General features: G+C 68.9%; 27 protein-coding genes. 23 read left to right on the forward strand and 4 right to left on the reverse strand.

Features of this window, described 5'->3' with window-relative positions; all coding sequences use genetic code 11:
* Window positions 1-14: 14 nt before the first annotated feature.
* From dnaJ to BAY61_RS09620, 13 genes are all read left to right on the forward strand, one after another.
* A complete protein-coding gene (gene dnaJ, locus BAY61_RS09560) occupies window positions 15-1,172 on the forward strand; it encodes a molecular chaperone DnaJ (protein WP_091795240.1) in 1,158 nt (385 codons plus the stop codon).
* A complete protein-coding gene (locus BAY61_RS09565) occupies window positions 1,169-1,918 on the forward strand; it encodes a 16S rRNA (uracil(1498)-N(3))-methyltransferase (protein ID WP_091795243.1) in 750 nt (249 codons plus the stop codon). The genes dnaJ and BAY61_RS09565 overlap by 4 nt, the downstream gene beginning before the upstream one ends.
* Before the next feature lie 569 nt (window positions 1,919-2,487).
* Window positions 2,488-2,856, forward strand: coding sequence for a histidine triad nucleotide-binding protein (locus BAY61_RS09570; protein WP_091795246.1), 369 nt, complete (start codon window positions 2,488-2,490; stop codon window positions 2,854-2,856).
* Window positions 2,857-2,952: 96 nt separating this feature from the next.
* Window positions 2,953-4,023 (forward strand): PhoH family protein, encoded by a 1,071-nt coding sequence (locus BAY61_RS09575; RefSeq protein ID WP_091795249.1) that lies wholly within the window; start codon window positions 2,953-2,955, stop codon window positions 4,021-4,023.
* Window positions 4,020-4,571: an rRNA maturation RNase YbeY gene (gene ybeY, locus BAY61_RS09580; protein WP_091795252.1), complete on the forward strand. Its 552-nt coding sequence runs from the start codon at window positions 4,020-4,022 to the stop codon at window positions 4,569-4,571. The genes BAY61_RS09575 and ybeY overlap by 4 nt, the downstream gene beginning before the upstream one ends.
* On the forward strand, window positions 4,568-5,917 hold the full coding sequence (locus tag BAY61_RS09585; RefSeq protein WP_091795255.1) for a hemolysin family protein: 1,350 nt from the start codon (window positions 4,568-4,570) through the stop codon (window positions 5,915-5,917). Before ybeY ends, BAY61_RS09585 begins: the two co-directional genes overlap by 4 nt.
* Window positions 5,910-6,245: a cytidine deaminase gene (locus BAY61_RS09590; protein WP_091795258.1), complete on the forward strand. Its 336-nt coding sequence runs from the start codon at window positions 5,910-5,912 to the stop codon at window positions 6,243-6,245. The genes BAY61_RS09585 and BAY61_RS09590 overlap by 8 nt, the downstream gene beginning before the upstream one ends.
* A complete protein-coding gene (gene era, locus BAY61_RS09595) occupies window positions 6,242-7,162 on the forward strand; it encodes a GTPase Era (protein WP_091795260.1) in 921 nt (306 codons plus the stop codon). The genes BAY61_RS09590 and era overlap by 4 nt, the downstream gene beginning before the upstream one ends.
* Before the next feature lie 60 nt (window positions 7,163-7,222).
* The gene (gene recO, locus BAY61_RS09600) at window positions 7,223-8,086 is read left to right on the forward strand and encodes a DNA repair protein RecO (protein ID WP_091795263.1); all 864 of its coding nucleotides are present in this window, start codon (window positions 7,223-7,225) and stop codon (window positions 8,084-8,086) included.
* The gene (locus BAY61_RS09605) at window positions 8,019-8,885 is read left to right on the forward strand and encodes an isoprenyl transferase (protein ID WP_091795267.1); all 867 of its coding nucleotides are present in this window, start codon (window positions 8,019-8,021) and stop codon (window positions 8,883-8,885) included. The genes recO and BAY61_RS09605 overlap by 68 nt, the downstream gene beginning before the upstream one ends.
* Window positions 8,882-9,304, forward strand: a complete 423-nt coding sequence (locus BAY61_RS09610; protein ID WP_091795270.1) for a hypothetical protein — start codon at window positions 8,882-8,884, stop codon at window positions 9,302-9,304. Before BAY61_RS09605 ends, BAY61_RS09610 begins: the two co-directional genes overlap by 4 nt.
* A 17-nt stretch (window positions 9,305-9,321) precedes the next feature.
* On the forward strand, window positions 9,322-10,350 hold the full coding sequence (locus BAY61_RS09615) for a permease (RefSeq protein ID WP_091795273.1): 1,029 nt from the start codon (window positions 9,322-9,324) through the stop codon (window positions 10,348-10,350).
* Window positions 10,347-11,075 carry a TIGR03943 family putative permease subunit gene (locus tag BAY61_RS09620; protein ID WP_091795276.1) on the forward strand — a complete coding sequence of 243 codons (729 nt, stop codon included), beginning with the start codon at window positions 10,347-10,349 and terminating at the stop codon, window positions 11,073-11,075. Before BAY61_RS09615 ends, BAY61_RS09620 begins: the two co-directional genes overlap by 4 nt.
* A gap of 15 nt (window positions 11,076-11,090) precedes the next feature.
* On the opposite strand, the gene BAY61_RS09625 is transcribed toward BAY61_RS09620, so the two are convergent.
* Both BAY61_RS09625 and BAY61_RS09630 read right to left on the reverse strand, forming a co-directional pair.
* The gene (locus BAY61_RS09625; RefSeq protein WP_176879468.1) at window positions 11,091-11,516 is read right to left on the reverse strand and encodes a Fur family transcriptional regulator; all 426 of its coding nucleotides are present in this window, start codon (window positions 11,514-11,516) and stop codon (window positions 11,091-11,093) included.
* Complete coding sequence (locus BAY61_RS09630) at window positions 11,513-11,917, reverse strand: ArsR/SmtB family transcription factor (RefSeq protein ID WP_091795279.1); 405 nt, start codon at window positions 11,915-11,917, stop codon at window positions 11,513-11,515. Before BAY61_RS09630 ends, BAY61_RS09625 begins: the two co-directional genes overlap by 4 nt.
* Before the next feature lie 204 nt (window positions 11,918-12,121).
* Between BAY61_RS09630 and BAY61_RS09635 the strand changes: the two genes are divergently transcribed.
* From BAY61_RS09635 to BAY61_RS09665, 7 genes are all read left to right on the forward strand, one after another.
* Window positions 12,122-13,165: a hypothetical protein gene (locus tag BAY61_RS09635; protein ID WP_110057658.1), complete on the forward strand. Its 1,044-nt coding sequence runs from the start codon at window positions 12,122-12,124 to the stop codon at window positions 13,163-13,165.
* Between the two features lie 4 nt (window positions 13,166-13,169).
* Window positions 13,170-13,829 (forward strand): class F sortase, encoded by a 660-nt coding sequence (locus tag BAY61_RS09640; protein WP_091795285.1) that lies wholly within the window; start codon window positions 13,170-13,172, stop codon window positions 13,827-13,829.
* Window positions 13,830-13,929: 100 nt separating this feature from the next.
* Complete coding sequence (locus BAY61_RS09645) at window positions 13,930-15,318, forward strand: glycine--tRNA ligase (RefSeq protein ID WP_091795289.1); 1,389 nt, start codon at window positions 13,930-13,932, stop codon at window positions 15,316-15,318.
* Between the two features lie 225 nt (window positions 15,319-15,543).
* Window positions 15,544-16,122 (forward strand): YdcF family protein, encoded by a 579-nt coding sequence (locus tag BAY61_RS09650; RefSeq protein WP_091798545.1) that lies wholly within the window; start codon window positions 15,544-15,546, stop codon window positions 16,120-16,122.
* Between the two features lie 94 nt (window positions 16,123-16,216).
* Entirely contained in the window at window positions 16,217-17,491 is a 1,275-nt protein-coding gene (locus tag BAY61_RS09655; protein ID WP_091795292.1) for a deoxyguanosinetriphosphate triphosphohydrolase, read from the forward strand.
* Between the two features lie 62 nt (window positions 17,492-17,553).
* Window positions 17,554-18,678 carry a serpin family protein gene (locus tag BAY61_RS09660; protein WP_091795295.1) on the forward strand — a complete coding sequence of 375 codons (1,125 nt, stop codon included), beginning with the start codon at window positions 17,554-17,556 and terminating at the stop codon, window positions 18,676-18,678.
* 5 nt (window positions 18,679-18,683) lie between these two features.
* Window positions 18,684-20,462: a glycosyl transferase gene (locus tag BAY61_RS09665; protein ID WP_245866189.1), complete on the forward strand. Its 1,779-nt coding sequence runs from the start codon at window positions 18,684-18,686 to the stop codon at window positions 20,460-20,462.
* Here BAY61_RS09665 and BAY61_RS09670 read toward each other — a convergent pair.
* Window positions 20,459-20,941: a MarR family winged helix-turn-helix transcriptional regulator gene (locus BAY61_RS09670; RefSeq protein WP_091795298.1), complete on the reverse strand. Its 483-nt coding sequence runs from the start codon at window positions 20,939-20,941 to the stop codon at window positions 20,459-20,461. The genes BAY61_RS09665 and BAY61_RS09670 overlap by 4 nt on opposite strands.
* A gap of 63 nt (window positions 20,942-21,004) precedes the next feature.
* Between BAY61_RS09670 and BAY61_RS09675 the strand changes: the two genes are divergently transcribed.
* Window positions 21,005-22,378 (forward strand): MFS transporter, encoded by a 1,374-nt coding sequence (locus BAY61_RS09675; protein ID WP_091795301.1) that lies wholly within the window; start codon window positions 21,005-21,007, stop codon window positions 22,376-22,378.
* Here the strand turns inward: BAY61_RS09675 and BAY61_RS09680 are convergent.
* Window positions 22,356-23,285 (reverse strand): sigma-70 family RNA polymerase sigma factor, encoded by a 930-nt coding sequence (locus BAY61_RS09680; RefSeq protein WP_091795305.1) that lies wholly within the window; start codon window positions 23,283-23,285, stop codon window positions 22,356-22,358. The two genes, BAY61_RS09675 and BAY61_RS09680, sit on opposite strands and share 23 nt — an antisense overlap.
* A 9-nt stretch (window positions 23,286-23,294) precedes the next feature.
* Between BAY61_RS09680 and dnaG the strand changes: the two genes are divergently transcribed.
* Both dnaG and BAY61_RS09690 read left to right on the forward strand, forming a co-directional pair.
* Window positions 23,295-25,226 carry a DNA primase gene (dnaG, locus tag BAY61_RS09685; protein WP_091795308.1) on the forward strand — a complete coding sequence of 644 codons (1,932 nt, stop codon included), beginning with the start codon at window positions 23,295-23,297 and terminating at the stop codon, window positions 25,224-25,226.
* Window positions 25,223-25,747: a hypothetical protein gene (locus BAY61_RS09690; protein WP_091795311.1), complete on the forward strand. Its 525-nt coding sequence runs from the start codon at window positions 25,223-25,225 to the stop codon at window positions 25,745-25,747. The genes dnaG and BAY61_RS09690 overlap by 4 nt, the downstream gene beginning before the upstream one ends.
* The last annotated feature ends 9 nt before the right edge of the window (window positions 25,748-25,756 follow it).

Below are 25,756 nucleotides of genomic sequence, written 5' to 3' on the forward strand. Positions count from 1 at the left end.
AGGACGGCTAAACGGTGGCGAGGGACTACTACGGCATCCTGGGTGTCGCGAAGAACGCGACCGACCAGGAAATCAAGCGCGCCTATCGCAAGCTCGCGCGCGAACTGCACCCTGACATCAATCCTTCCGAGGACGCGCAGCACAAGTTCGGCGAAGTGACCACTGCCTACGAGGTCCTCACCGACCCGCAGAAGCGCAAGATCGTCGATCTCGGCGGCGATCCCCTCGACAACGGGGCAGGCAGGGCCGGTGGCGATCCGTTCGCGGGCTTCGGTGGCCTCGGCGACATCATGGACGCCTTCTTCGGCGCCGCGGCGGGCGGCGGAAGGGGAAGGGGGCCTCGCAGCAGGGTGCAGCCGGGCTCCGATGCCCTCATCCGGCTCAGCCTCAGCCTTGAGGAGTGCGCGACCGGCGTCGACAAGTCCATCACGGTGGACACCGCGATCCTGTGCGACCGCTGCCGCGGTGGCGGAACCGCCGACGGCGGCACCGTCAAGACCTGCGACACCTGCAACGGGCAGGGCGAGGTCCAGTCGGTCCAGCGTTCTTTCCTCGGTCAGGTCGTCACGGCGAGGCCCTGCCCGGTGTGCCGCGGTTACGGCGAGGTCATCACCGACCCGTGCCAGCAGTGCGGTGGCGACGGCAGGGTCAGGGCCCGCCGCGACGTGACGGCGAAGATCCCGCCCGGTGTCGGCGACGGCATGCGGATCAGGCTTTCCGGCCAGGGCGAGGTCGGCCCAGGCGGCGGCCCGGCGGGCGACCTCTACGTCGAGATCGAGGAACAGCCGCATGAGGTCTTCTCAAGGCAGGGCAACGATCTTCACTGCCACTTGCGGATTCCCATGACCAGTGCCGCGCTCGGCGCGGTGGTACCGCTGGAGACACTCGTCGACGGCGAGCAGGAACTCGACATCGATCCGGGAACCCAGCCTGCCACCGAATTGGTGCTGACCGGAAAGGGCATGCCGAGGCTGCGTTCCTCCGGTCGCGTCGACGGCAGGGGAGACCTGCACGTGCACCTCGATGTCGTCGTGCCGACCAAACTCGACGACGAGCAGGCGGGGCTGCTGCGTGATCTCGCGCAACTGCGTGGCGAGGAAGCGCCGACTCTCGCGAGCAACGGCGGCAAGCACGGCGGCCTTTTCTCGAAACTGCGCGCGAAGAGCCGGTGACCGACAGTACGCCCGCTGTCTTCCTCGTCGACGCGCTCCCGGAAGGGGAGCGTGCCGAATTGGAAGGGACCGAGGCACGGCACGCGGTCACCGTCCGCAGGGCCCGGCCAGGTGAGGTCATCACCCTCACCGACGGCGAAGGGCACTCCGCGGACTGTGTGATCGAGGCCGTGCATCCCGGCAAACAGCCACGCCTCGGCTTGACCGTCGGGAAGCGCCGGTACGAACCCGAACCGGCGCTGCGGGTCACCATCGTCCAGGCACTGGCCAAAGGCGACCGAGGCGAACTCGCCGTCGAACTGGCGACCGAAGCGGGAGCCGACGACATCGTGCCGTGGCGGGCGGCGCGCAGTGTCGCCCGCTGGGACGAAGGCGCCAGGGGAGCCAAAGCACTCGCCAAATGGCGCGACACTGCGAAAGCCGCCGCGAAACAAGCACGAAGGGCTCGCTTCCCCTCCGTGTCGGAACCGGCGACCACCGCGCACATCGCCGAACGCGTCGCCGAAGCGGACCTCGCGCTCGTGCTCGACGCGGCGGGAACTCCCATCACGAGCCTCGATCTTCCAGCCAGGGGCCGCATTCTGCTCATCGTCGGGCCGGAAGGCGGCATCACGCGTGAAGAACACGACGCCCTCGCCGAGGCGGGAGCGACGAGTGTCCGCCTTGGACTCACCGTATTGCGGACCTCGACCGCCGCGACGGTCGCTCTCGGTGCACTCGGTGCCCTGACTGCTCGGTGGCAGTAGCCCGAACGGCCCCGTGAATATCGCCGCACCAAGGAATTTGGACGCTTTTCGCGACGAATCCTGGCGCGACTCCACTCGCAACCGTTACGCTCGTTAACGATCGGACGCACACGTTCTCGTAGTGCGACGACCCCCGCCGGACACCTCCCCCCTCGGTCCGGCGGAGCCGCGGTGGCGGGTGGAGCGACCCCCAGGCTTCACCGCTACCGCGGCACCCTAGTCGCCGGACTTCGTCCGGCTCCCTGGTTCGCGGTGAAGGTGTCTTCTTGGGGGCGTGCCCCCGAACCCCCACCGCCACCGCTCGTGGTTTCCATGGATTGCCTTTTGGTGCTGGGTTGCCGGTAAGGGGGCGATCGGTTGTTACCGTCCCCGGCTTTTCCGCGGTGCATGGAAAAGGTGCTTACCGAAACGTAGTGGGACATGCATGCGTAGCGTCGGCAACTGTCTTTTCGTTCGGTGAAAGGATTCTTCGGGTGCTTGCCAATCTGCTCCCCCAGGCGACCGGGCGGTCGCGCACCGTCGGTGTCCGGCGTTGGGGGACGTTCGAGGGCGCGCGCTAAGGTCGGGACATGAGCGACGCGGAGACGCTGTTCGAGCGCATCATCGCCAGGGAGATTCCTGCCGACATCGTGTACGAAACGGACGACACTCTCGCCTTCCGGGACATCAACCCGCAGGCGAAGACCCATGTGCTGGTCGTGCCCAAGAAGCGTTACCGCAATGTCGCCGAACTGGCGGCCGCCGACCCGCGCCTGCTGGCCGAGGTCGTCACGACCGCGGCGAAGGTCGCCGAGCTCGAAGGGCTCACCCGCGACGGTTACCGTGTGGTGTTCAATACGGACGAACACGCAGGTCAGACCGTGTTTCACGTGCACGCGCACGTGTTGGGAGGGGAACAGCTCGGCTTCTTCGGGCGTTATAGCGGACAAGGCGGGTAATCCACCTGCCCTGCCGGGACGATGCGGCTAGCATCAAGCTGACAGAAACCCGTCGACAACTGGCACACAGAGTGCAGAAAGCAGGCCAGAGGCCACGTGGCCGGAACCGCTCCGCAGCAATCGACACAAGCCGCAGCACAGGAAACGCGGGAGGCTCCCTCCGGCGAGGCGGCGCAGTCCAAGTTCCCGATACCGGACGCCGCAGCCCTGGTCCTGCTCGGCTCACGTGACCAGAACCTGAAGGTCGTCGAGGATCTACTCGACGCCGACGTGCATGTCAGAGGCAACGAGGTCACCCTCACCGGCGCACCGGCGGACGTCGCTTTCGCCGAACGCGTTTTCGAGGAACTGGTGACGCTCGCGAGCCGGGGTCAGCAGATGGGGCCCGACACCGTGCGGCGCACGGTGGGCATGCTGTCCGCCGGCGGTTCCGAGTCGCCCGCCGAAGTGCTCAGCATGGACATCCTGTCCCGCCGTGGCCGCACGATCCGGCCGAAGACGCTCAACCAGAAGCGTTACGTCGACGCCATCGACAACCACACCGTGGTCTTCGGTATCGGCCCCGCCGGTACCGGCAAGACCTATCTCGCCATGGCGAAGGCCGTGCAGGCGTTGCAGGCCAAGCAGGTCACGCGCATCATCCTGACCCGGCCCGCCGTCGAGGCCGGTGAACGGCTCGGATACCTGCCGGGCACGCTGTACGAGAAGATCGACCCTTACCTGCGCCCGCTGTACGACGCGTTGCACGACATGGTCGACCCCGAGTCGATTCCCCGGCTCATGCAGGCAGGCACGATCGAGATCGCGCCGTTGGCCTACATGCGTGGGCGAACCCTCAACGACGCGTTCATCATCCTCGACGAGGCGCAGAACACCACGCCGGAACAGATGAAGATGTTCCTGACGCGGCTGGGATTCGGCTCCAAGGTGGTGGTCACCGGCGACATCACGCAGGTCGACCTTCCCAGCGGACAGCGAAGCGGGCTGCGCGTCGTGCGGGATATTCTCGAAGGCGTCGACGACCTGCATTTCGCGACGCTCACCAGTCAGGACGTCGTCCGGCACAGGCTGGTCGGCGACATCGTCGACGCCTACGAGAAGTGGCAGGCACACCAGGAGGCGAACGGCGCCTCCGGCAACGGAAGGGCAGTCGGGGGACGCTCGTGAGCATCGAGATCGTCAACGAATCGGGCGCGAAGGTCGACGAACCCTCGATCGTGTCGGCGGCGCGGTTCGCGCTCGACCGCATGGAAGTGAGCCCGCTGGCCGAGCTGTCCGTGATGCTGGTGACGCTGGACGTGATGGAAGACCTGCACGTGCGGTGGATGGACCTGCCTGGGCCAACCGACGTGATGGCTTTTCCGATGGACGAGCTGGAATCCACCCGCCGCCCCGACGCCGCGGAGTCGTCGCCCGCGCTGCTCGGCGACATCGTGCTGTGCCCGGCCTTCGCCAAGGACCAGGCGCGCACGGCGGGGCACGGGCTCATGGACGAGTTGCACCTGCTGACCGTCCACGGCGTACTGCACCTGCTCGGTTACGACCACGCCGAACCGGCTGAGGAACGCGAGATGTTCGGTTTGCAGCAGCGCATCCTCGACGAGTTCCGGGCGGCAACGGCAGCTGCTCAGCGCCGGGATGTCCAGCGCAGCAACGACGATCGCCTCCTCGGCGCCGCCGGGCTCGACGGAGGGCAGGGTCCGGAGCCGACGTGACCAGTTCAGCGGTACTACTCGTCATCGCCGCTGTGCTGATCCTCTTCGGCGGTGTCTTCGCCGCCGCGGACGCGGCCGTCAGCACGGTGTCACAGGCACGGGCCGAGGGGCTCGTACGTTCGGGGAGAGCCGGAGCTCGCCAGCTGGTCGCGGTGCTCGGCGAGCGCAGCAGGCACATCAACCTGTTGCTGTTGCTGCGGATGAGCTGCGAGCTGACCGCGACCGTGCTCGTGACCGTCGTGAGCGTGCGCTGGTTCGACCCGGTGTGGCTCGCGGTCGTCGTCGCGGGGCTGATCATGGTGCTCGTCAGCTACGTGCTGGTCGGTGTCGGCCCCCGCACGCTCGGTCGCCAGCACCCCTACGGCATCGGGCTGCTCGTCGCGGGCCCCGTGCGCGTGCTGGGCACGGTGCTCGGCCCGCTCAGCAAGCTGCTCATCATCCTCGGCAACGCCATCACCCCCGGCCGGGGTTTCCGCGAGGGCCCGTTCACCACCGAGACCGAACTGCGTGAGCTGGTCGATCTCGCCGGAGAGCGCGGTGTCGTCGGCACCGACGAGCGCGAGATGATCCACTCGGTGTTCGAACTGGGCGACACCGTCGCCCGCGAGGTCATGGTGCCCCGCACCGAGATCGTCTGGATCGAGAAGGGCAAGACGGTACGCCAGGCGCTCGCGTTGTCGATCCGTACCGGATTCACGCGGCTGCCCGTCATCGGCGAGTCCGTCGACGACATCGTCGGCGTCGTCAACCTCAAGGACCTGGTCAACGCCTCGATGGCCGACGGCGGCGCGAACCGCGAGGTGAGCGAACTGATGACGCAGGCGAGCTTCGTTCCCGACTCGAAGCGGCTCGACGGCCTGCTCAAGGAAATGCAGGTCTCGCGCTATCACATGGCCATCGCCGTCGACGAGTACGGCGGAACGGCTGGTGTGCTGACCATCGAGGACATCCTGGAGGAGATCGTCGGTGAGATCACCGACGAGTCGGACACCGGGGAACGGCCTCCCGTCGAACACCTCGGCGACCACGTGGTGCGGGTGTCGGCCAGGCTCGGCATCGACGATCTCGGCGAACTGTTCGGTCTCGACCTCGCGGGCCACGACGTCGAAACCGTGGGCGGGCTGCTGGCCGAGCGGCTGGGCCGCGTACCGTTGCCCGGCGCGGAAGGCGAGGTCGACGGCCTGCGGCTCCGCGCCGAAGGCGGCAAGGACCGCAGGGGGCGCATGCGGATCACCACGGTGGTCGTGTGCCCTGCCAGTGAGGAACTCGCGCTGGTGCTGCCGGGAAACGACCGCCAGAACGGCAGCGAAGAGCGAGACAAGGATAGGAGCGTCGAACATGCCTGACCTCGACCCGGAGGACGAGAAGATCATCATTCTCGCCAGGTCGACGCGAGCGCGTACCCAGGCAGCGGAAGGCGCCGCCGTCCGCGATCTCGACGGTCGTACCTACGCGGCGGGCACCGTCTCGCTGCCCTCGATGAAGCTCACCGCCATCCAGGCGGCGGTAGCGGCCGCCGTGTCCAGCGGCGCGGAGGGGCTCGAAGCCGCCGCCGTCGTCACCGGTGACTCGCTGGTGGCGGAGGCGTCCGTGCACGCCGTGCGCGACCTCGCGCCGTCGGCCCCGATCCTGCGCGCCGACCTCGACGGGGTCGTCCAGGAGATCGTCACGTGAACCAGCTTTCGCGGGAAACGCCGGAGGATCACCGTTCCGGTTTCGCCTGCTTCGTCGGCCGTCCCAACGCGGGCAAGTCGACGCTGACCAACGCGCTGGTGGGTACCAAGATCGCGATCACGTCGAGCAAGCCGCAGACCACGCGGCACGCGATCAGGGGCATCGTGCACCGTCCCGACGCGCAGCTGGTCATCGTGGACACCCCGGGATTGCACCGGCCACGCACGCTGCTCGGCCAGCGGCTCAACGACGTCGTCAGGTCGACGTGGTCCGAAGTGGACGTCATCGGCTTCTGCGTTCCCGCCAACGAGAAGATCGGTCCAGGCGACCGCTACATCGCGGGAGAGCTGGCCAAGGTCGCCCGCAGGACTCCCGTCGTCGGCATCGTCACCAAGACCGACCTCGTTCCGGCACAGCGGGTCGCCGAGCAACTTCTCGCCTTGCAGGAGGTCATGGAGTTCGCCGACCTCGTCCCGGTGTCGGCCGTCGACGGCTACCAGGTCGGCACGCTGTCCGACGTGCTCGTCGCGCAGTTGCCGGAAGGACCGCAGCTCTACCCTGACGGTGACCTCACCGACGAGCCCGAGCAGACGCTCGTCGCCGAACTCATCAGGGAAGCCGCGCTGGAAGGCGTCCGCGACGAACTGCCGCACTCCATCGCGGTGACCATCGAGGAGATGGACAACCGCGAGGGCAGGGACGACCTCGTCGACATCTACGCGCTGGTGTACGTCGAGCGGCCCAGCCAGAAGGGCATCGTCCTCGGTCACAAGGGCAGCAGGCTCAAGGAGGTCGGCGCGAACGCCCGCAAGCAGATCGAGGCGCTTCTGGGGACCAAGGTGTATCTCGACCTGCACATCAAGGTCGCCAAGGACTGGCAGCGCGATCCGAAGCAGCTGCGCAAGCTCGGTTTCTGAGCGCGGTGCCGTGCGCGGTCGGGTCTCCGTTCGCACACTCGTTCGTGCGACGATGAGCCGGTGAGTCTGTATCGGGACACCGGTGTGGTGCTGCGGGTGCACAAGCTCGGCGAGGCCGACCGCATCATCACCCTGCTGACCCGCAGGCATGGCAAGGTGCGGGCCGTCGCGAAGGGCGTCAGGCGGACCACCTCCCGGTTCGGGGCGAGGCTCGAACCGTTTGGGCACGTCGACGCGCAGTTCTACACCGGCCGCACGCTCGACGTGATCACCCAGGTCGAGACCGTCGACGCCTTCGCGTTGCCCATCGTCGGCGACTACCAGCGGTACACGGCGGCCAGCGCGATCACCGAGACGGCCGACCGGCTCGCCGTCGAGGAGGGCGAGCCGGCGCTGAAGCTGTACCTGCTGGTCACCGGTGCGCTCAGGGCGCTGGCTGAGGGCAGCCGGGATGCCTCGCTGGTGCTCGACGCGTTCCTGCTCAGGGCGATGGTCTACGCGGGATGGGCGCCCGCGATCACCGAGTGTGCCCGCTGCGGTGACCCAGGCCCGCACAACGCGTTCAACGTGCAGGCAGGCGGGTCGTTGTGCGGGCGGTGCAGGGTGCCCGGCTCGGTACATCCCGCGCCAGAGGTGCTGGTGCTGCTCGCCGCGCTGCTGCACGGCGACTGGCCGGTGGCGGAGGAGACGACGTTTCCCGTTCGCCGCGACGTGAGCGGCCTCGTCGCCGCCCACCTGCAATGGCATCTCGAACGGCAGTTGCGTTCGCTGCCGTTCGTCGAACGCCGTGCCCGTGAGGCTCCGATCGACGGCAGGTTAGGGTCGGACGCGGTTTCCGGCGATACGGAGGTAACAGGTGCGGCGCAGGGCACGCGAAGCCGTGACGTCACTGGAGGAGTCACGGGGGGCGGTGCGGGCGCCTGACCCGCATCCTTCGGGGGCGCGGCCACCGCGCATTCCCTCGGAACTGGTGCCCAACCACGTGGCGCTCGTGATGGACGGCAACGGCCGGTGGGCCAATCAGCGCGGGCTTCCTCGCATCGAGGGGCACAAGCGCGGTGAGGCGGTGATGATCGACGTCGCCAGCGGCGCGGTCGAACTGGGCGTGCGGTGGCTGTCGGTGTACGCGTTCTCGACGGAGAACTGGAAACGCAGCCCCGACGAGGTGCGGTTCCTGATGGGCTTCAACCGCGACACGATCCGCAGGCAGGTCGACTACCTCGGTTCGATCGGGGTACGGATCCGCTGGGCGGGCCGTCGGCCGAAGCTGTGGCGAAGCGTCATCAAGGAGCTGGAGGTGGCGGAGGAGAAGACCAAGCACAACACGCTGCTCAACATGACGATGTGCGTGAACTACGGCGGCAGGGCCGAGGTCGCCGACGCCACGCGCAGGATCGCGCGCCTGGCCGCCGATGGGGCCATCAACCCCGACAAGGTCGACGAGCGCATGATCGCGAAGTACCTGTACCAGCCCGACATGCCCGACGTGGACCTCTTTCTGCGGCCGTCGGGTGAACTACGGACGTCGAACTTCATGCTGTGGCAGTCGGCCTACGCGGAGTTCGTCTTCCAGGACACGCTGTTTCCCGACTTCGACCGCACGAAGCTGTGGGAGGCGTGCCTCGACTACGCCAAGCGGGACCGCCGGTTCGGCGCCGCGATCGACAACTCGGCCTCCCGGTCGGGCAGGAACCCGTCCACCGACAAGGAAGGCACCTCATGAACTCGGAAGCCGCCGACACCGCGGCGCTGCTCACCGCGGCCAAGGAGGCACTGGAGCGTTACCTTGAGGTCCGCGTCGACGACGACGGCACGCTGACGTTCTCGCATGCCGACGTCCCGTGTGTCGTACAGGCGACGAGCCTCGGCGAGGGGCTCGCGGTACTCAGTCTTACGTGTGTAGTTGCCTGGGATCTTCCGGACGACCCGGCGCTCGCCGCGGCGGTCGCGGAGCGGGCGGGACAGGGCTTGTTCGGCACGCTCGGCATCGTGCACACCGAGGCCGGCATGGACCTGACCTTGCGTTATGCGTTTCCGGCAGGCGGATTGGACAGCGGGCCGCTCGGCACGCTGCTGATGCTCGTGGTGTCGACGGCGTCTCAGGTGCGGGCGGACCTGCTTGGCGCGGAGTCCTCATCGTGACCTAGCATCCGCGGGAAATGACAACGGTTTCCGACAGCGATCTTGACGAGGCGGACCCGCCGCGCGGGCCCCGCCGCTGGCGCGTCACCTCGGTCGAGGTGCTGTGCGTCGTGTTGCTGCTCGCGATCGTCGGCCAGTCCTGGTTGCGGACGGCGTTCGATCTTCCCGCGCTGCGCACCGGTGCCACCGTGTTCGTGGCCGTGTGCGTACAGGCCCTTCCTTTCCTCGTGCTCGGTGTGCTCATCAGCGGGGCGATCGCCGCGTTCGTCCCCGCGAGGGTGCTGCGCAAGGTGCTGCCGAAATCGGAGAGCGCCGCCGTCGGCGTCGCCGGAGTTTCCGGGATCGCGCTCGCCGGTTGCGAGTGCGCTTCTGTTCCCGTCGCGCGCAGGCTGATCGGCCAGGGCGTCGCGCCCTCGGCCGCGCTGACGTTCCTGCTCGCCGCGCCCGCGGTGAACCCGATCGTCATCGTCTCGACCGCGGTGGCCTTCCCCGGCGAACCGGGCATGGTGCTCGCCAGGTTCGTGGGATCGCTGGCGACGGCGATGGTCATGGGCTGGTTGTGGATCCGCTTCGGCAAGCTCGAATGGATCGTGGAACGCGCGTTGCGCAAGCTGCCGGACGTGCACGGAAAGGCGAGATGGACGACCTTCGCCGAGACGGCGAGGGCAGATCTGGTCGACGCGGGTGGATTCCTGGTGCTCGGCGCGCTGATCTCGGCCGCGTTGAACGTCGTCGTCCCCGACTCGTGGTTCGGTGCGCTTGGCGACCAGATCGTGCTCGGGATCCTCGTCATGGCGGTGCTCGCGGTCGTGCTGTCGCTGTGCAGTGAGGCCGACGCGTTCGTCGCGGCGTCGCTGTCGGCGCTTCCGTTGTTGCCACGCTTGGTTTTCCTCGTCGTCGGGCCAGCCATCGACGCGAAGCTGTTCGCGCTCCAGGCCGGTACGTTCGGCAAGACGTTCGCGTTGCGGTTCGCTCCGGCGACCTTCGTCGTCGCCGTGTGTTGTGGTGTGCTCGCCGGACTGGTGTTCCTCGGAGGTGTCCGATGAGGAGGGAAACCCAGAACATCCTGTTGCTGTTGCTGGGTGGCGCGCTGATCAAGATCTCGCTCAACGGCGACTACCTGCGCTACGTGAAACCGGCGCACCTGCCGTGGCTCATCGCGGGCGGGGTGGTCATGGTGCTGCTCGGCGGCGTGGCCGTCGTGCGTGACCTCGTCTCGGCGAAAGCGCACCACGACGGCGACGAGGGGCACGGTGGGCACGATCATCCGGCGAGAGCGGCCTGGTTGCTGATGGTGCCGGTGCTCGCCGTGTTCCTCGTGGCGCCGCCCGCGCTCGGCTCCGATTCGGTCACGCGCTCGACCGCCGACGCGCCGACCGAGCCAGGTGCGGCCTTCCCCCCGCTGCCCGGTGAGGACGACGTGGACGTCGTTCCGCTGTCACTGTCGGACTTCGTGAGCAGGGCGGGCTGGGACGAGACCGGCTCCCTGAACGGCCGCACCGTGTCACTGTCGGGCTTCGTGGTGCAGAGCGAGCAGAACACGCTGCTGGCGAGGCTGGTGATCAGTTGCTGCGCCGCCGACGCCTTTCCGGTGCGGGTCGCGCTCACCGGCGAGCAGGCGGCTGGACTGCCTGACGACACCTGGATCGAGGTCACGGGGACGCTGGTGCCCGACGGTGCCGATGGCGCGGGCGAGGCGGGCTATGTCCCCAGCTTCGAGGTCGAGACACTGGCCGAGATCCCGGAGCCCCGGGACCGTTACGAGTACTGACCGGCTACGACCAGGTCACGAACGGGCCGCGCAGCTCTCGCACGTGCCGACGATCTCGACGGTGTGGGTGATGTCGGAGAATCCGTTGCCCGCCGCGATCTTCTCGGCCCACCGCTCGACGGCGGGGCCCTCGACCTCGACGGTGAAGCCGCAATGACGGCACACCAGGTGATGGTGATGGTGGTCGGAGCAGCGCCGGAAGAGCGCCTCGCCGGAGCCGGTGCGCAGCACGTCGATCTCGCCCGCTTCCGACAGCGACTGCAACGTGCGGTAGACGGTGGTGAGGCCGATGCCCTCGCCGCGCTGCCTGAGCTGGTCGTACAACTCCTGCGCCGAGCGGAAGTCGTCGACCTCGGCCAGTAGCTCCACGACGGCGGCACGCTGCTTGGTGGCCCTGCGCCCCGGCATCGGCGCGCGCCCCCGGGTGACCGGTGTGCTCATGCCCGCACTCCCTCCTGCACGTGTTCGACGGCGTCGATCACGATATGCGCAAGGTGGTCGTCGACGAGGCGGTAGGCGACTTCCCTTCCCCTGCGCTCACCGTGTACGACCCCCGCTGCCTTCAGCACTCTCAGATGCTGGCTGATCAGCGGTTGCGCGACGTCGAGCGCTTCGACCAGTTCGTGGACGCAGCGGTCGCCGTCGCGCAGTTGCAGGACGATCGCGATGCGCACCGGGGCGGCCAGCGCGCGCAGCAGCTCACCCGCGTCGGCGAGGGTACGCGCGGGAGGGGCGGGTACCGGCTCCGGCTGCCCCTCCGGTGAGTGTTCGTGGCGCTCCGCCTCGGCGGGAAGCCCCGCCGCCGCTCCGGCCGTGCTCGCTCCGGGACTCACCGCCGGCATGCTGCCTCCAGCCTTGGTTGTGAAGCGTCAACGGACCATGCTCTACCATCCTAGTGCGCCGCCGGGAGTGACCCCGGTCTCGCGATAGCGCGCCTCGTGCTGGTCCATCCGAGTGGGTTCCGGATGTTCGTGTCCCGGCTGCCGCGCGTCGTGGGCAAAGTGAAACGCCATCGCGTCACAAGGCTGGGAGATATGACTCGATCCGTGACGAAGCTTGCCGCCTGCGCCTTGGTGCTCGGGCTCGCGACGGCTCCGGGTATCGCCAACGCGCAGACCGCTCCAGAAGCCGTTGACGAGGCGACGGGCCCCGTCGCCTACGCCAACGTCGCCGCGCTGTCGATCGGCGAGGACGGAACCGGCGGTTCGGTCATCACGGAGACGCAGCGGTCCCCGCTGCTGCCAGGCACGTCCCGGCTCGCGCAGAGCCGCGCGCAGCTTCCCGGTTCCGATGGTGAGCGCGAGGCGGCCGGGCCCCACTACCTGCTCGACCTCGGCGACTTCGAGCAGGGGGACAGCCCGTTCCCCGGCCGTGAGCACGACGTCACCGCGTCGCTGGCCGACACCGGGGTGCCGAGTGCGGCCACCGAAGCCGACATCGCGCTGCGGGACCTCGACTCCGGCACGACCGTGCTCGCGATGGAGGAGATGCGGACCTCGGCCAGCTGCGCGGGCACCGACGAGCTGAGCACGGAGGCCACCGCCGCGAAGCTGTGGCTGCTTGACGAGGACGGTGCCGAGCTGCGCGAAGCGCGGCTGCCCTCCGGTGACCAGCAAGCCGAGTACACCGGTCTGCCCTTCGGCGCGCCGACCGAGATCGACGGCGCCGCCGAACAGACCTCCGACGTCGTCATCAGCAGGATCACCTCGCTGGAGGGACTGCAACGGCAGCAGGAATGGCGCGGCGGCGACGTCGACGCGGCCGCTGGCTGGCAGGTGCGCATCGTCACCCACGCCAAGGACGCCGAAGGCGCCGACCTCGACGACGTGACCACCACCTTCGTGCTCGGCGGTGTGAGCTGCTCGCTGCCGGCGGGCTTCACCCAGACCACGCGAGAGAGCGAACGTCCCGCCGAGGTCGTTCCGGTGAAGATCCCGGCAGGCCCGAGCGACGCGGGAGGTCAGGCAGACTCATGGAACGCGTGGGGCGTCGGCCTGCTCGGCGGTGGTCTCGCGCTCGGCGCGGTCGCGGTCGCGGTCGCCCTCCGCAGAACCCCCGCTCCCGGCTCGGTACGCGGCGAGGACGGCTAGCGCCATGCGAAGGCGCGGGCTCGCGGCCTGGCTCGGCGCGGTCGCCGTCGTCGCCGTCGCGGCGGGAACGATTCTGCTCACCCAGCGTGGTGAGCAGCCGTCACCCTCGGCCGCGCCACCCGCCCCGCCCGTGACGACGGAGAGTCCGGCACCGCCGCCCAGCACGACCGAGGTCGCGCCGAAGGCAGAGCCCGCGCGGCGCGCCACGGCCTCCGCCCAGCAACCGGGCACGGTCCGGCTCCCCGACGGCGGCACGGCGACCTTGGTGCGCAAGGAAGTCACGCCCGACGGGACACTGCCCATTCCCGACGGGCTCGGCGAGGCCACGTGGTGGGGCGCGGAACTCGGCGCAGACCAAGGCGTCGCGTTGTTATCCGGTCACGTCAACTGGAACGGCCAGACCGGGCCGTTCGCCGAACTGTGGCGGGACCAGACCGGGCAGCGCGTGACCGTGGTCGACGCGGATGGCGGCCACTGGGTCTACGAGATCACCGAGGCGGTGACACTGCACAAGAACGAGTTGCCCCGGCACGCGGGGGAACTGTTCGCGCAGGACGGCCCACACCGCCTCGTGCTGGTCACGTGTGGTGGCGACTACGTCGGCGGAACCGACGGCTACGAGGACAACCGGATCGTCACGGCACGCCTGCTCACCCGTCCGTGAGCGGCGCATCCCCGGGGGAACGCCGCCGAGTACGCGGGATACGCTGGTAGCTCAGAGTCAGTGTCCGTTCGTTCAACATCCGCATGCCCCGGAGCGTGGAGTGCCCGCCAACACCATTGAGACCGTTGTCAGCTTGTGCAAGCGTCGTGGCTTCGTCTTCCCTTCGGGAGAGATCTACGGCGGTACCCGGTCGGCGTGGGACTACGGACCGCTCGGTGTCGAGCTGAAAGAGAACATCAAGCGGCAGTGGTGGAAGGCCATGGTGCAGAACCGCGACGACGTCGTGGGACTGGACTCGGCCGTCATCCTGCCCAAGCAGGTGTGGGTGGCCTCCGGCCACGTCAACGCGTTCAACGACCCGCTCGTCGAATGCCTTTCCTGCCACCGCAGGTTCAGGGCCGACCAGCTCGCGGAGGAGTACTCCGCGCGCACCGGCACCGAGGTGGACGAATCGAATCTGTCCGAGGTGCCGTGCCCCAACTGTGGCAACAGGGGGCAGTACACGGATCCCCGTGAGTTCAACATGATGCTCAAGACCTTCCTCGGACCGCTCGAATCCGAAGAGGGCCTGCACTACCTGCGTCCCGAGACGGCGCAGGGCATCTTCGTGAACTTCCTCAACGTACTCACCACGTCGCGCAAGAAGCCGCCGTTCGGCATCGGCCAGATCGGCAAGTCCTTCCGCAACGAGATCACGCCGGGCAACTTCATCTTCCGCACGCGTGAGTTCGAGCAGATGGAGATGGAGTACTTCGTCGAGCCGGGCGAGGACGAAACCTGGCACCAGTACTGGATCGACCTGCGCACCGACTGGTACACCGGCCTCGGTATCGCGAGGGACAACCTGCGGCACTTCGAGCACCCGAAGGAAAAGCTGTCCCACTACGCCAAGCGCACGGTGGACATCGAGTACCGGTTCAAGTTCTCGGCCGGCCAGGAATGGGGCGAACTGGAGGGCATCGCCAACCGCACCGACTTCGACCTCACCACCCACTCGAATCACTCCGGTGTGGATCTGTCCTATTTCGACCAGGCATCGGGGCAGCGCTACCGGCCGTTCGTGATCGAGCCCGCCGCCGGTGTCGGAAGGCCGATGATGGCGTTCCTGCTCGACGCCTACACCGAGGACGAGGTGCCCAATGCCAAGGGTGGCGTCGACAAGCGCGTCGTGCTCAAGCTCGACCCCCGGCTCTCGCCGTACAAGGTCGCCGTACTTCCGTTGTCGCGCAACGCCGATCTGACTCCCAAGGCGAGGGATCTGGCCACCGCGCTGCGCAAGCACTGGAACGTCGATTTCGACGACGCGGGTTCGATCGGCAAGCGCTACCGCAGGCAGGAAGAGATCGGCACCCCGTTCTGTGTGACGGTCGATTTCGACACGCTCGACGACCACGCTGTGACCGTCCGCGAGCGCGACACCATGTCGCAGGAACGGATCGCCATCGACAAGCTGGAGTCCTACCTCGCCGCGCGGCTGATCGGCTGCTGAGTCACTTTTTTTTCACAGCGCGCCCGCGATGACGTCGACGACGTTCTCGCGGGCGCGCTGTCGTGGTGCCCCAGGAGGGCCACGGTCGGCGGTGAAACCGGCACCGTGGGTGAGCACCGCGTCCGGCGCGATCGCGTGCCTTTGGTAAGAATTGACGGTGTGACCCCCAGCAGTTCGCGTGGCTTCGCCCGCTGGTTCCGGCGCGCGCTCGCCGGTTTCGTCCTCATGGCGTTGCTCGTCGTCGGTGGCACCGCGTTCCGGGTCTGGTACGTGGCCAGAGCCGACGAACGGCCGCAGGCCGACGCGATCGTCGTGCTGGGTGCCGCGCAATACAACGGAACCCCTTCCAAGATTCTTGAGGCGAGGTTGCGGCACGCGTACGACCTGTACGAGGCCGGTGTCGCCGGGCACATCGTCACCTCGGGCGGGAGTCAGGCCGGTGACGCGTTCACCGAGGCACAGGCGAGTACGAACTGGCTCGTCTCGCGTGGCGTCCCCGCCGAGGCGATCGTCACGGTCGGAATCGGCAACGACACCCTCCGTACGCTCAGCGCGGTGTCGGACTCGGTGGGCGCGCAGGGCTGGAACTCGATCGTGCTTGTCAGCGATCCGTGGCATTCGCTGAGGGCCGCGACGATGGCCGAGGACGTCGGCATGGAGGTCGCGACCTCGCCGACGCACAGTGGTCCCGTCGTGCAGACGAGAGAGATCCAGGCGCGCTACATCTTCCGCGAGACCGGCGCGCTGTTGTACTACCGGCTTTCGAAGAACCCGGCCGACTACATCGGGGGTGCCGGGCTGTAGCGGGTGCTGCCGGTTCTTCTGAGGGCGCACTCGTGACCAGCCGCGTTCCGGCGAACGGCCGGTGTGGTCGGTGACTGCCCTTAAGCTGGCTGCGATGAACGTCTACACCGCCCACGATCGCGCGCGCAGGCTGCCGGAGCCGCCGAAGGTGGCGGCGCTGCCCGGCGGAGGAGCCGACGCGCGCACGCCGTTCGCGCGGGACAGGGCCAGGGTGCTGCATTCGGCGGCGCTGCGCAGGCTCGCGGGCAAGACACAGGTCGTGGGCCCCGGTGAGGGCGCCGAGGTCAGCGGTGTTCCTCGCACCCGGCTCACGCATTCGCTGGAGGTCGCCCAGATCGGAAGAGGTATCGCCGAGGAACTGGGGGCCGACGCCGATCTCGTGGACACCGCGGGGCTGGCCCACGACATCGGCCACCCTCCGTTCGGGCACAACGGCGAACGCGCGCTCGACGAAGCCGCTGCGCACTGCGGCGGTTTCGAGGGCAACGCCCAGACGCTGCGCATCCTGACCAGGCTGGAACCGAAGGTCCTCGGCGACGGCGGCGCGACCGGGGGGCTCAACCTCACCAGGGCGTGCCTCGACGCCGCGACGAAGTACCCATGGCCGCGCAAGGCGGGTACCAGGAAGTTCGGTGTCTACGACGACGACCTGCCCGTGTTCGGCTGGCTCAGACAGGGAGCGCCCGGTACGAGCCAGTGCGTCGAGGCGCAGATCATGGACTGGTCCGACGACGTCGCGTACTCGGTGCACGATGTCGAGGACGGCATACTCGCCGGCCGCATCTCGCTGAGTGTGCTCGGGGTCGCCGAGGACAGGGCGGCGCTGGCCGAACTGGCCGCGAAGCACTTCTCGGCCGATTCGGTGTCCACATTGGAGGACGCGGTGCTGCGGCTGCTGCGCCAGCCCTCCGTCGCCGAGCTCGCCGGGCGCGACTACGACGGTTCGCCTTCGGCTCAGGTCGCGCTGAAGCGGCTCACCAGCGAGCTCGTCGGCCGGTTCGCCTCGGCCGCCGTCACCGGAACCCGAGCCGAGTACGGCGAAGGGCCGCTGTGCCGTTACGGGGCCGGTCTCGTCGTTCCCGGCACCGTGGTCGCCGAGGTGGCCGTGCTGAAGGCGCTCGCGTTGCGGTACGTGATGAGTGACGCGCGCAGGCTGGCCGAGCAGGCCGCGCAGCGCGAGCTGATCGGCGAACTCGTCGCCGTGCTGCTGGCGCGCGCGCCGGACGAGCTCGATCCCTCGTTTCGGCCCGCTTTCATCTCGGCGGGCGATGAGGGGCGGGAGCTGAGGGTGGTGATCGACCAGGTCGCCTCACTCACCGACGCCCAGGCCATCGCCTGGCACGCGAGGCTCACCGGCCGCAGGCCGTAGTGGTCCGGCCGGGTCCGGCACTCACTCGTGTGCCCTGGCGACGGTCGCGGTAACGTCGGGGAATGCCTTCCAGCACTTCGGAAAAGGCCCACCTGCGGTTCGCGCTGTCGTTGCACCGCGCCATCGCCGCCGGTGAGAGCAACGCGTGCTGGTCGCCCTACTCCGTGGCCAGCGCGCTCGGTCTCGTCGCGACCGCGGGAAGGGGACCGACCGCCGACGAGGTGGCAGCTCTGCTGGCCGGTGCCCCTGTAGACGTCAGCGGACAGGCCGAGCTGCTGAGCGCCGCGGCGAGACTGTCCGCGCGAGCGAGCTCTCGCGGTTCCGAGGAGCCCGTGCTGGCCGTGGCCAACACCTTGTGGGCGTGGGATCAGCTCACCGTCAAACAGGGCTTCCGCGCGCGACTGGAGACGTGGCCTGGTGGCGGCGTGGCCTCCGCGCCGTTCGTCGAGGAACCGGAGAAGGCTCGCGCCGCCATCAACGCCGACGTCGCCGCGACGACCCGCGGCCTCATTCCCGAGCTGCTGCCCAGCGGCGCCGTGCGAGCGAACACGGCAGCCTGCCTTGTCAACGCGCTGTACTTGAAGGTGGCGTGGGCGACGCGGTTCGCCGAAGCCGACACCACCGGCGCCGCCTTTCACGCGCCCTCCGGCACCAGGACCGTGCCCACGATGCGGCGCACGGGCAAGTTCGGTTACGCGGCGGCGCGGGGCTGGCGGATCGTCACGATCCCCGCCGAGGGCGGCGTTGAGGCCGTCGTGTTGCTGCCGGACGACGCGTTGCCGGCGCGAGAGTCCGCTGTGGACGAAGCGGAACTCGCCGAGTTGCTGGCGGCGCCCACGTCCGCTGAGGTGGCACTGTCCCTGCCGAGGATCGCTCTGGATTTGCGCGCGGACCTTCGTGAACCACTCGCCGGTCTCGGGGTGAGCACGATGTTCGGCTCCGAAGCCGACTTCGGCCCGCTCACCGACGACGAGCGGATGGCCGTCTCCGACGTGCTGCACCAGTCGGTGCTGCGTGTCGAGGAGGGCGGCATCGAGGGCGCCGCCGCGACCGCGGTGACCTTCCGGCTGACCTCGATGCCCGCGGGCAAACCCGTCGAGGTGAAGGTCGACCGGCCATTCCTGCTGCTCGTGCGCGATGCCGAGACGGGCGCGCTGTACTTCATGGCGAGGGTCGTCGAGCCGTGACGGCGCTGACCGAAGGGCGGCCTGAGGTCGCCTCGCTGCCGCGCGCGCCGGTGCGATCGAGGATCGCCGACATCGCGGTGCTGCTCGGCTTCGTGCTCGCGGCCTTCCTCATCTACCGTCCATTGTGGATGGACTTGGCGCACGGCTACCTCACCAGCAGCGTGCAGGACCAGAACATGTGGGAGTGGTTCTTCGCCGTCACGGCACACTCCGTGGTGAACCTGGACAACCCGCTGTTCACGACGTTCCAGAATTACCCGCTCGGCGTCAATCTCATGGCCAACACGACCATGCTTGGCATCGGGATTCCGCTGACGCCGGTGACGGTGCTGTTCGGCCCGACGGCGACCTGGGCGCTGGCGCTCACCGGCGGCCTCGCCGGTACCGCTGCCGCCTGGTACTGGGTGCTGTCGCGGCACATCGTGCCGAGCAGGGCGGGCGCCGCGATCGGCGCCGCGTTCTGCGCCTTCGCGCCGCCGGTCATCTCGCACGCCAACGCGCATCCCAACTTCGTCGTGTTGTTCGTGCTCCCGTTCATCGTGCTGCGGCTGATCAAGCTCACGCGGGGCGAACGGCCGGTGCGCAACGGGATCCTGCTCGGCCTGCTGGTGGCCTACCAGGTGCTGCTGGGCGAGGAACCGCTGCTCATCGCGGCGACCACGCTGCTGGTCTTCGCCATCGCCTACGCCGTGTCGCGGCCGGAGGAGGCCGTCGCGATGGCGAGGCCGCTCGGCATCGGGATCGGCACCGGCGCGCTGGTCACCCTCTGTGCCGTGGCGTTTCCGCTGTGGTGGCAGTTCATGGGACCGCAGAGCTACACCGGTCTCGAACACGGTCTCAGGGGCAACGACCTCGCGGCGTTCACCTCGTTCGCGACCGAGTCGTTCGCGGGGGACGGGGAGGCCGCTGCCGAGTTCTCCATGAACCGCACGGAGGAGAACGCGTTCTTCGGCTGGCCGCTCGTGTTCGTGCTGCTCGGTGTCACCGTGGCGCTGTGGAGGGTCGTCGTGGCCAGGGCGCTGGCCGTCGCGATGATCATGCTCGCGTGGATTTCGACGGGCGTGCTGCTCATCGTCGACGGCACGGCCACCGCCATTCCCGGCCCGTGGTTGTTGCTGTTCGATCTGCCGCTGTACGAATCGGTGCTGGAGTCGCGCTTCGCGCTGGGAGCCGTCGTGCCAGCCGGGATATTGCTCGCGATGGCGACCGACAGGGTGCTGCGGCTTCCGGTACGCAAGGACTGGAGGTACGCGGCCTGGTCGGCGTGGTTCAGCGTGCTGATACTGGCGCTCGTGCCGATCGCGCCGACCCAGCTCCCGGTCTCCGAACGCGATCCGACACCGGCGTTGTTCACCGAAGGAAACTGGGAGCGCTACGTCGATCCCGGCGGTTCGGTCGTCGCGGTTCCGCTGCCCGACACCGGCGACGCGCGCCCGCTGCGGTGGCAGATCGATGCCGGGTTCGGGTTCCCGCTGGCCGAGGGTTATTTCGTCGGTCCATCGACCGACGGAAGGGGTACCTACGGCGCGGTGCGCACGCAGACCTCGCACCTGTTCGAGGAGGTCGTCGAGAAACGCGCCGTCCCGGTGATCGACGAGGCCCACAAGGCGGAGGCGGTCGCCGACCTGCGGTACTGGAACGCCGACGTCGTCGTGCTGCCGGTGCGCGGTGAGGATACCGGCGAGCAGGTGCTGTTGAGGGAGACCGTGTCCAGGTTGCTCGACGACCCCGGACACGTCGAGGGCGACGCTTGGGTGTGGGACGTGCGCGCGCTCACGCGTTAGCGCGACCCGAGCACCTGGTCGGCGAGCCTGCGCAGGTACTCGGCGAACCTGCGCTGGTCGTCCTCGGGCCAGTTCGCGACGAGGTCGTCGAAGGTCCGTTGCTGGAAGGCGTGTGAGGCGGCGAGAAACCGGGTCCCTGATTCGGTGAGCACGACGTTGGCCCTGCGCGCGTCGGTGGCCGAGGTCTGCCTGTGCACGTATCCCGCCGCGCAGGCGTAACCGATCATCCTGCTTGCCACCGACCGGTCGAGCCCGAGCAGGTGCGCGACATCGGCCACCGTGACTTCCCCGCCTTCGGCCGCCCTCGTCGCCGTGTCGATGGCCTCGACCACGTAGACGTGCTGCACGTCGGCGTGTTCACCGGTGTCGTCCCGCGCGGCCGAATTGACCTCACCCGCCGCCCCCGGCGCCCACCTGCGCGTCCAGAACCGCACCAGCCGGAAGAGCGCTGGTCCCGCGTCGTTGCCCTGTGCCGTCACCGCCGCATCATCCCACAGGCCGCCTCTTGATGTGTGCGTTCTGCACGTATTAATGTGTGCGCTATGCACGCATTGGAGCGATCGCGAGGCATCGCCTTCGCCGCCGCGCTGACCGGGATGTTCATGGCACAACTCGACGGCACGATCACCATCGCGGCACTGCCCGCGATCGCCGCCGACCTCTCGGCAGGCAGCGGCATCGTGGGCGTCTCGACCGCCTATCTGCTCACCGTCACCGTCGCCACGCCCTGCTACGGCGCGCTCGGCGACCGGTACGGGCGACGGGCGGTCTTCGGGTTCGCGCTCGCCGTCTTCGCCGCCGGTTCCCTCGCCTGCGCGCTCGCACCGGGAATCGGCTGGCTCGTCGCGGCGAGGGCGGTGCAGGGTCTTGGCGGGTCGGGGCTCATCGTCACCTCGATGAGCGCGCTGGGGGAGTTGTTCGACAAGAACGAGCTGGTGCGAAGGCAGGGCTGGTCGACGGCGGTGCTCGCGGCCTCCTCGCTCGGCGGTCCCGCGCTGGGCGGAGTACTCGCGGCAGACCCCGGCTGGCGCTGGATCTTCCTGGCGAACCTGCCGCTGTGCGTGCTCGCCGCCATCGCGGGAGTCAAGTCGCTTCCGGCGAGGCGGGGTGCGGCGAAGGGCCGGTTCGACGTGGCGGGCTCGTTGCTCATCGTCGTCGCGGGTTCGGCGCTCGTCGCGCTGGGCGGTGCCGACGGGCTCGCCCGAAGTCCACTGTGGACCCCGGTGCTGGTGGTGCTCACCGTCGTGGCGGGCGCGGGATTCGTGCGGGTGCAACGCCGGTCGGCGCACCCGCTGATCGCGCCTTCGGTGTTCGCGAGCGCGTTCCTCACCCGCGCGGTCTCGGTCAACGCCGTCGCGGGCGTCGCCCTCTACGGCACCTTCACCTTCGTCGCGCTTGTCGTCGCGAGCCACACCGGCGGCGAGGCGGCGCTCACCGGACTGCTGCTGATCGTGCTCATGGGCGGCCAGCTCCTCGCTTCAGCGTCGTTCTCGGTGCTGGCGAGGAAGCTGCCGGACCTGACCGGCTGGGGCCGCTTCGGCTGTGCCATCGGCGTGGCGGGGCTGTCGCTCGTCGCGATCGCGGCGGGGACGGCGGGGGCGCCGACGGTGCTGCTTGCCGCCGGGCTCGCGCTCACCGGAGCCTCATTCGGGGTGTGCACGGCCGCCTACACGCTGCTGGCACAGACCGCGGCCGCGCCCGCGCTGCTCGGCGCGACCTCGGCGACCTTCGTGTTCGGCAGGCAGGCGGGCGGGGTCGCCGGTACGGCGCTTTTCGGCTGGCTGGCGCTGCTCGTCGCGGGTGATTTCTCGGCGGCGGGACTGACCGCCGTGTTCGCGGCCGCCGCCGTGCTCATGCTCGCGGCCACGCTGGTGTCACCCCGGGAGCGGCCCGTCACAGCGCGGGAACGTGCGTGAGCTTGTCGGGATTGGTCTGGTCGTAGATCGCCACGACCTTCCCCTCCCGCACGGTCACGGTCTGCACGTGGAGGTCGAGGTCGCGATAGCCGTCACCGCCTGGCGAGGCGGGCAGGTAGAAGCCGAGATCGCCGTTGACGAGCACGGGTTTCGCCGTCGCGAAGGCTCCCGGCGCGTACAGCGCCTGTAGGCCGTCGAAGAAGCGGATGATCTTGTCGGCTCCCACCATGATCTTGCGGGTCGTCTTCGACTTGCCGTCGGAGTCGCCGATCAGCACCGCGTCGGGGTGCAGGACCTCCGCCACCGCGCGCACGTCACCGGACAACACGGCCGTCATGAACCGCTCGATCAGGTCGCGCTGCTCCTCAAGGCTGGCTCGCGAAGGCGGTTCCGCGTCGGCCACTGCCTTCCTGCCCCGCGACGCGTGCTGCCTCGCCGCGTCCCGCGAGCAGTTCAGGATCTCGGCGATCTCGTTGAAGGGCACCGAAAACGCGTCGTGCAACACGAAAGCGACGCGCTGTTCCGGCGTGAGCTTGTCGAGCACGACCATGGCCGCCATCCGCACGCCGTCGTCGCGTACGACGACGTCGAGCGGGTCCTCGGCCTGGCGAGGGCCGATCGGCGTCACGATCGGCTCCGGCAGCCACTCGCCGACGTAGTGCTCGCGCCGCGCCGTCGCCGAGCGCAGCCGGTCGAGGCAGATCCTGCCGACGACGGTCGTCAGCCAGCCCCGCAGGTCCCTGATCTCGTCGCGCTTGCCGCCGGGAAGGCCGCTGAGCCGTAGCCACGCTTCCTGCACCGCGTCCTCGGAATCGGCGAGCGAACCGGTGAGCCGGTAGGCGACCGCGATCAGATGCGATCGTTGCTCGGAGAACTCCTCGGCCAGCGTTGACTCGATGACGCCCATAAGGCGAGTATGGCCGACGTGGCTCCCCGGCGGTGGCCTAGAGTGGGGCGCGTGGCGGGAAGGATCCGGGACAGCGATATCGCGCAAGTCCGCGAGCGCAGTCGGATCGACGAGGTCGTCGGTGAATACGTCGCGCTCAGGCGCGCGGGTGGCGGAGCGCTCAAGGGGCTGTGTCCCTTCCACGAGGAGAAGACCCCCTCGTTCAACGTGCGGCCCACCCACGGCACATTCCACTGTTTCGGGTGTGGCGAGGGCGGCGACGTCATCAAGTTCATCATGCGGATCGAGCACCTCGGCTTCGTCGAGTCCGTCGAGCGGCTCGCCGACGGCATCGGGCTGCGGCTGACCTACGAGGGCGGGGGCGGCAGCGTCAAGCGCGACCGCGGCACCCGGCTGCGGCTCGTCGAGGTGCACAAGGCCGCCCAGGCTTACTACGCCGAACAGCTCATGACGCCGGAGGCGCAGCTCGCGAGGGACTTCCTCAAGGACCGCGGTTTCGACCAGGCAGCGGCGGCGAAGTTCGGCTGCGGGTTCGCGCCAGGTGGCTGGGACAAGCTCACCAAATACCTGCTCAACAACGGCTTCGAGCTCTCGGAGCTGTACAAGTCGCAGATCTCGAAGGAAGGTCGCCAGGGTCCCATCGACCGGTTCCACCGGCGGCTCGTGTGGCCCATCAAGGACCGGGGTGGCGACATCGTCGGCTTCGGGGCGCGGCGGCTCTTCGACGACGACCCGATCCAGGCCAAGTACCTCAACACGAGCGAAAGCCCGATCTACAAGAAGTCGCAGGTGCTGTTCGGCCTCGACCTCGCGAAGCGGGAGATCGCCCGCCGCCACCAGGTGGTCGTCGTCGAGGGCTACACCGACGTCATGGCCATGCACGAGTCAGGAGTGCCGACGGCCGTCGCCTCGTCCGGGACCGCTTTCGGCGAGGACCACATGCGGGTGCTGCGGCAGCTCATGATGGACGACGACGCCTTCCGGGGTGAGGTGATCTTCACCTTCGACGGCGATGAGGCGGGGCAGAAGGCCGCGCTCAAGGCGTTCGACGGGGACCAGACGTTCGCGGGCCAGACCTACATCGCGATCGCTCCCGACGGCATGGACCCGTGCGAGCTGCGGCTGGCCAAGGGCGATGGTGCCGTGCGCGATCTGGTCGCCCGCAGGATCCCGCTGTTCGAGTTCGCGATCCGCAGCCTGCTCGCCGATTACGACCTCGAATCGGTCGACGGGCAGGTGGCCGCCCTCCAGCGCACGGTCCCGCTCGTGGCGCAGATCAAGGACCGCGCCAAGCGCGACGGCTATGCCACCAAACTGGCCTGGTGGGTGGGCTGGCAGGACGAGGCAATGGTCGTGCGCAGGGTGCGGGAAAGCAACGGCACGCCCGTGAAGACCGGCAACCGCAGGGCGCCCGCCCGCGCGACCGCCGTGCAGGCCGCCGACGACATCCAGCGCCCCGACCCTCGCAACCCCAAGCTGCGGGCCCAGCGTGAGGTGCTGAAGGCGGCTCTGCAAGAACCGGCGATGGCCGGTCCCGAGTACGACGCGCTGCCGGATGACGCGTTCACCAACCCCGCCTACGTCGCCGTGCACAGGGCGATACTCGCGGCGGGGGGCGCGAGTTCGGGACTGACCGGGCCCGCCCTGCTCGACGCCGCGACCCAGCATGCTCCACAAGGGACGGTCACGACGTTGCTTTCGGAATTGGCCGTCGAGTCGTTGCAGGCGCGCGGAGACGTCGACGTGCGCTACATCAGCGGAATGGTCACCGCCGTGCAGGAAAACCTCGTCGGACGGCAGATCGGCGAGCTGAAATCCAAGCTACAGCGGCTTTCCCCCGTCGAGGCCGCCGACGACTATCGCGCGCTGTTCGGCGATCTGGTGGCACTGGAGCAGTACCGCAAGGCGTTGCGGGACATGGCCGTGGGCGGCGTCGAATGACGCGCCTGTGGGACCGGATCTTCGGGCGGCCGCTCCCGGAGCCGCTGAGGCAATCGCTTGCCGAGGGTGAGGAAATTCTCGCCGTCGCGGAGGTCGGCACGGGCGGGCATCTCGCGGTGAGCGCGCTGGGCCTGTGGATCCCGGACGGCGACGAGCCGCGCAGGATCGGCTGGCACCTGGTGAGCAAGGCGGTGTGGCAGGGCGACGCGCTGACCGTCACCGAGGCCGAGGAGTCGGGCCTCGCCGGGCGGGCGATCGTGCTCACCGACAAGGAACCGCGACGGTTCCCGCTGGCCAGGCCGGGCAGGATCCCGCACATGGTGCGGCAGCGGGTCGAAGGTGCCATCAGGTCCAGATACCGCAAGGACATGGCCGGCGGCGGCGCCTGGTTCGTGGTCCGCAAGGTCCCCGGCACCGACGGTTCGGTGCTGCAAGTGCGCCCCGATCGCGGCGCCGACCTTGAACTCGTCGCGAGGATCGCCGAGGAGGCAGCGGAGAAGCTGGCCGGGGGAACGCCTTAGCAGTACGCT

The sequence above is a fragment of the Prauserella marina genome (genome assembly GCF_002240355.1).
Lineage (GTDB): Bacteria > Actinomycetota > Actinomycetes > Mycobacteriales > Pseudonocardiaceae > Prauserella_A > Prauserella_A marina.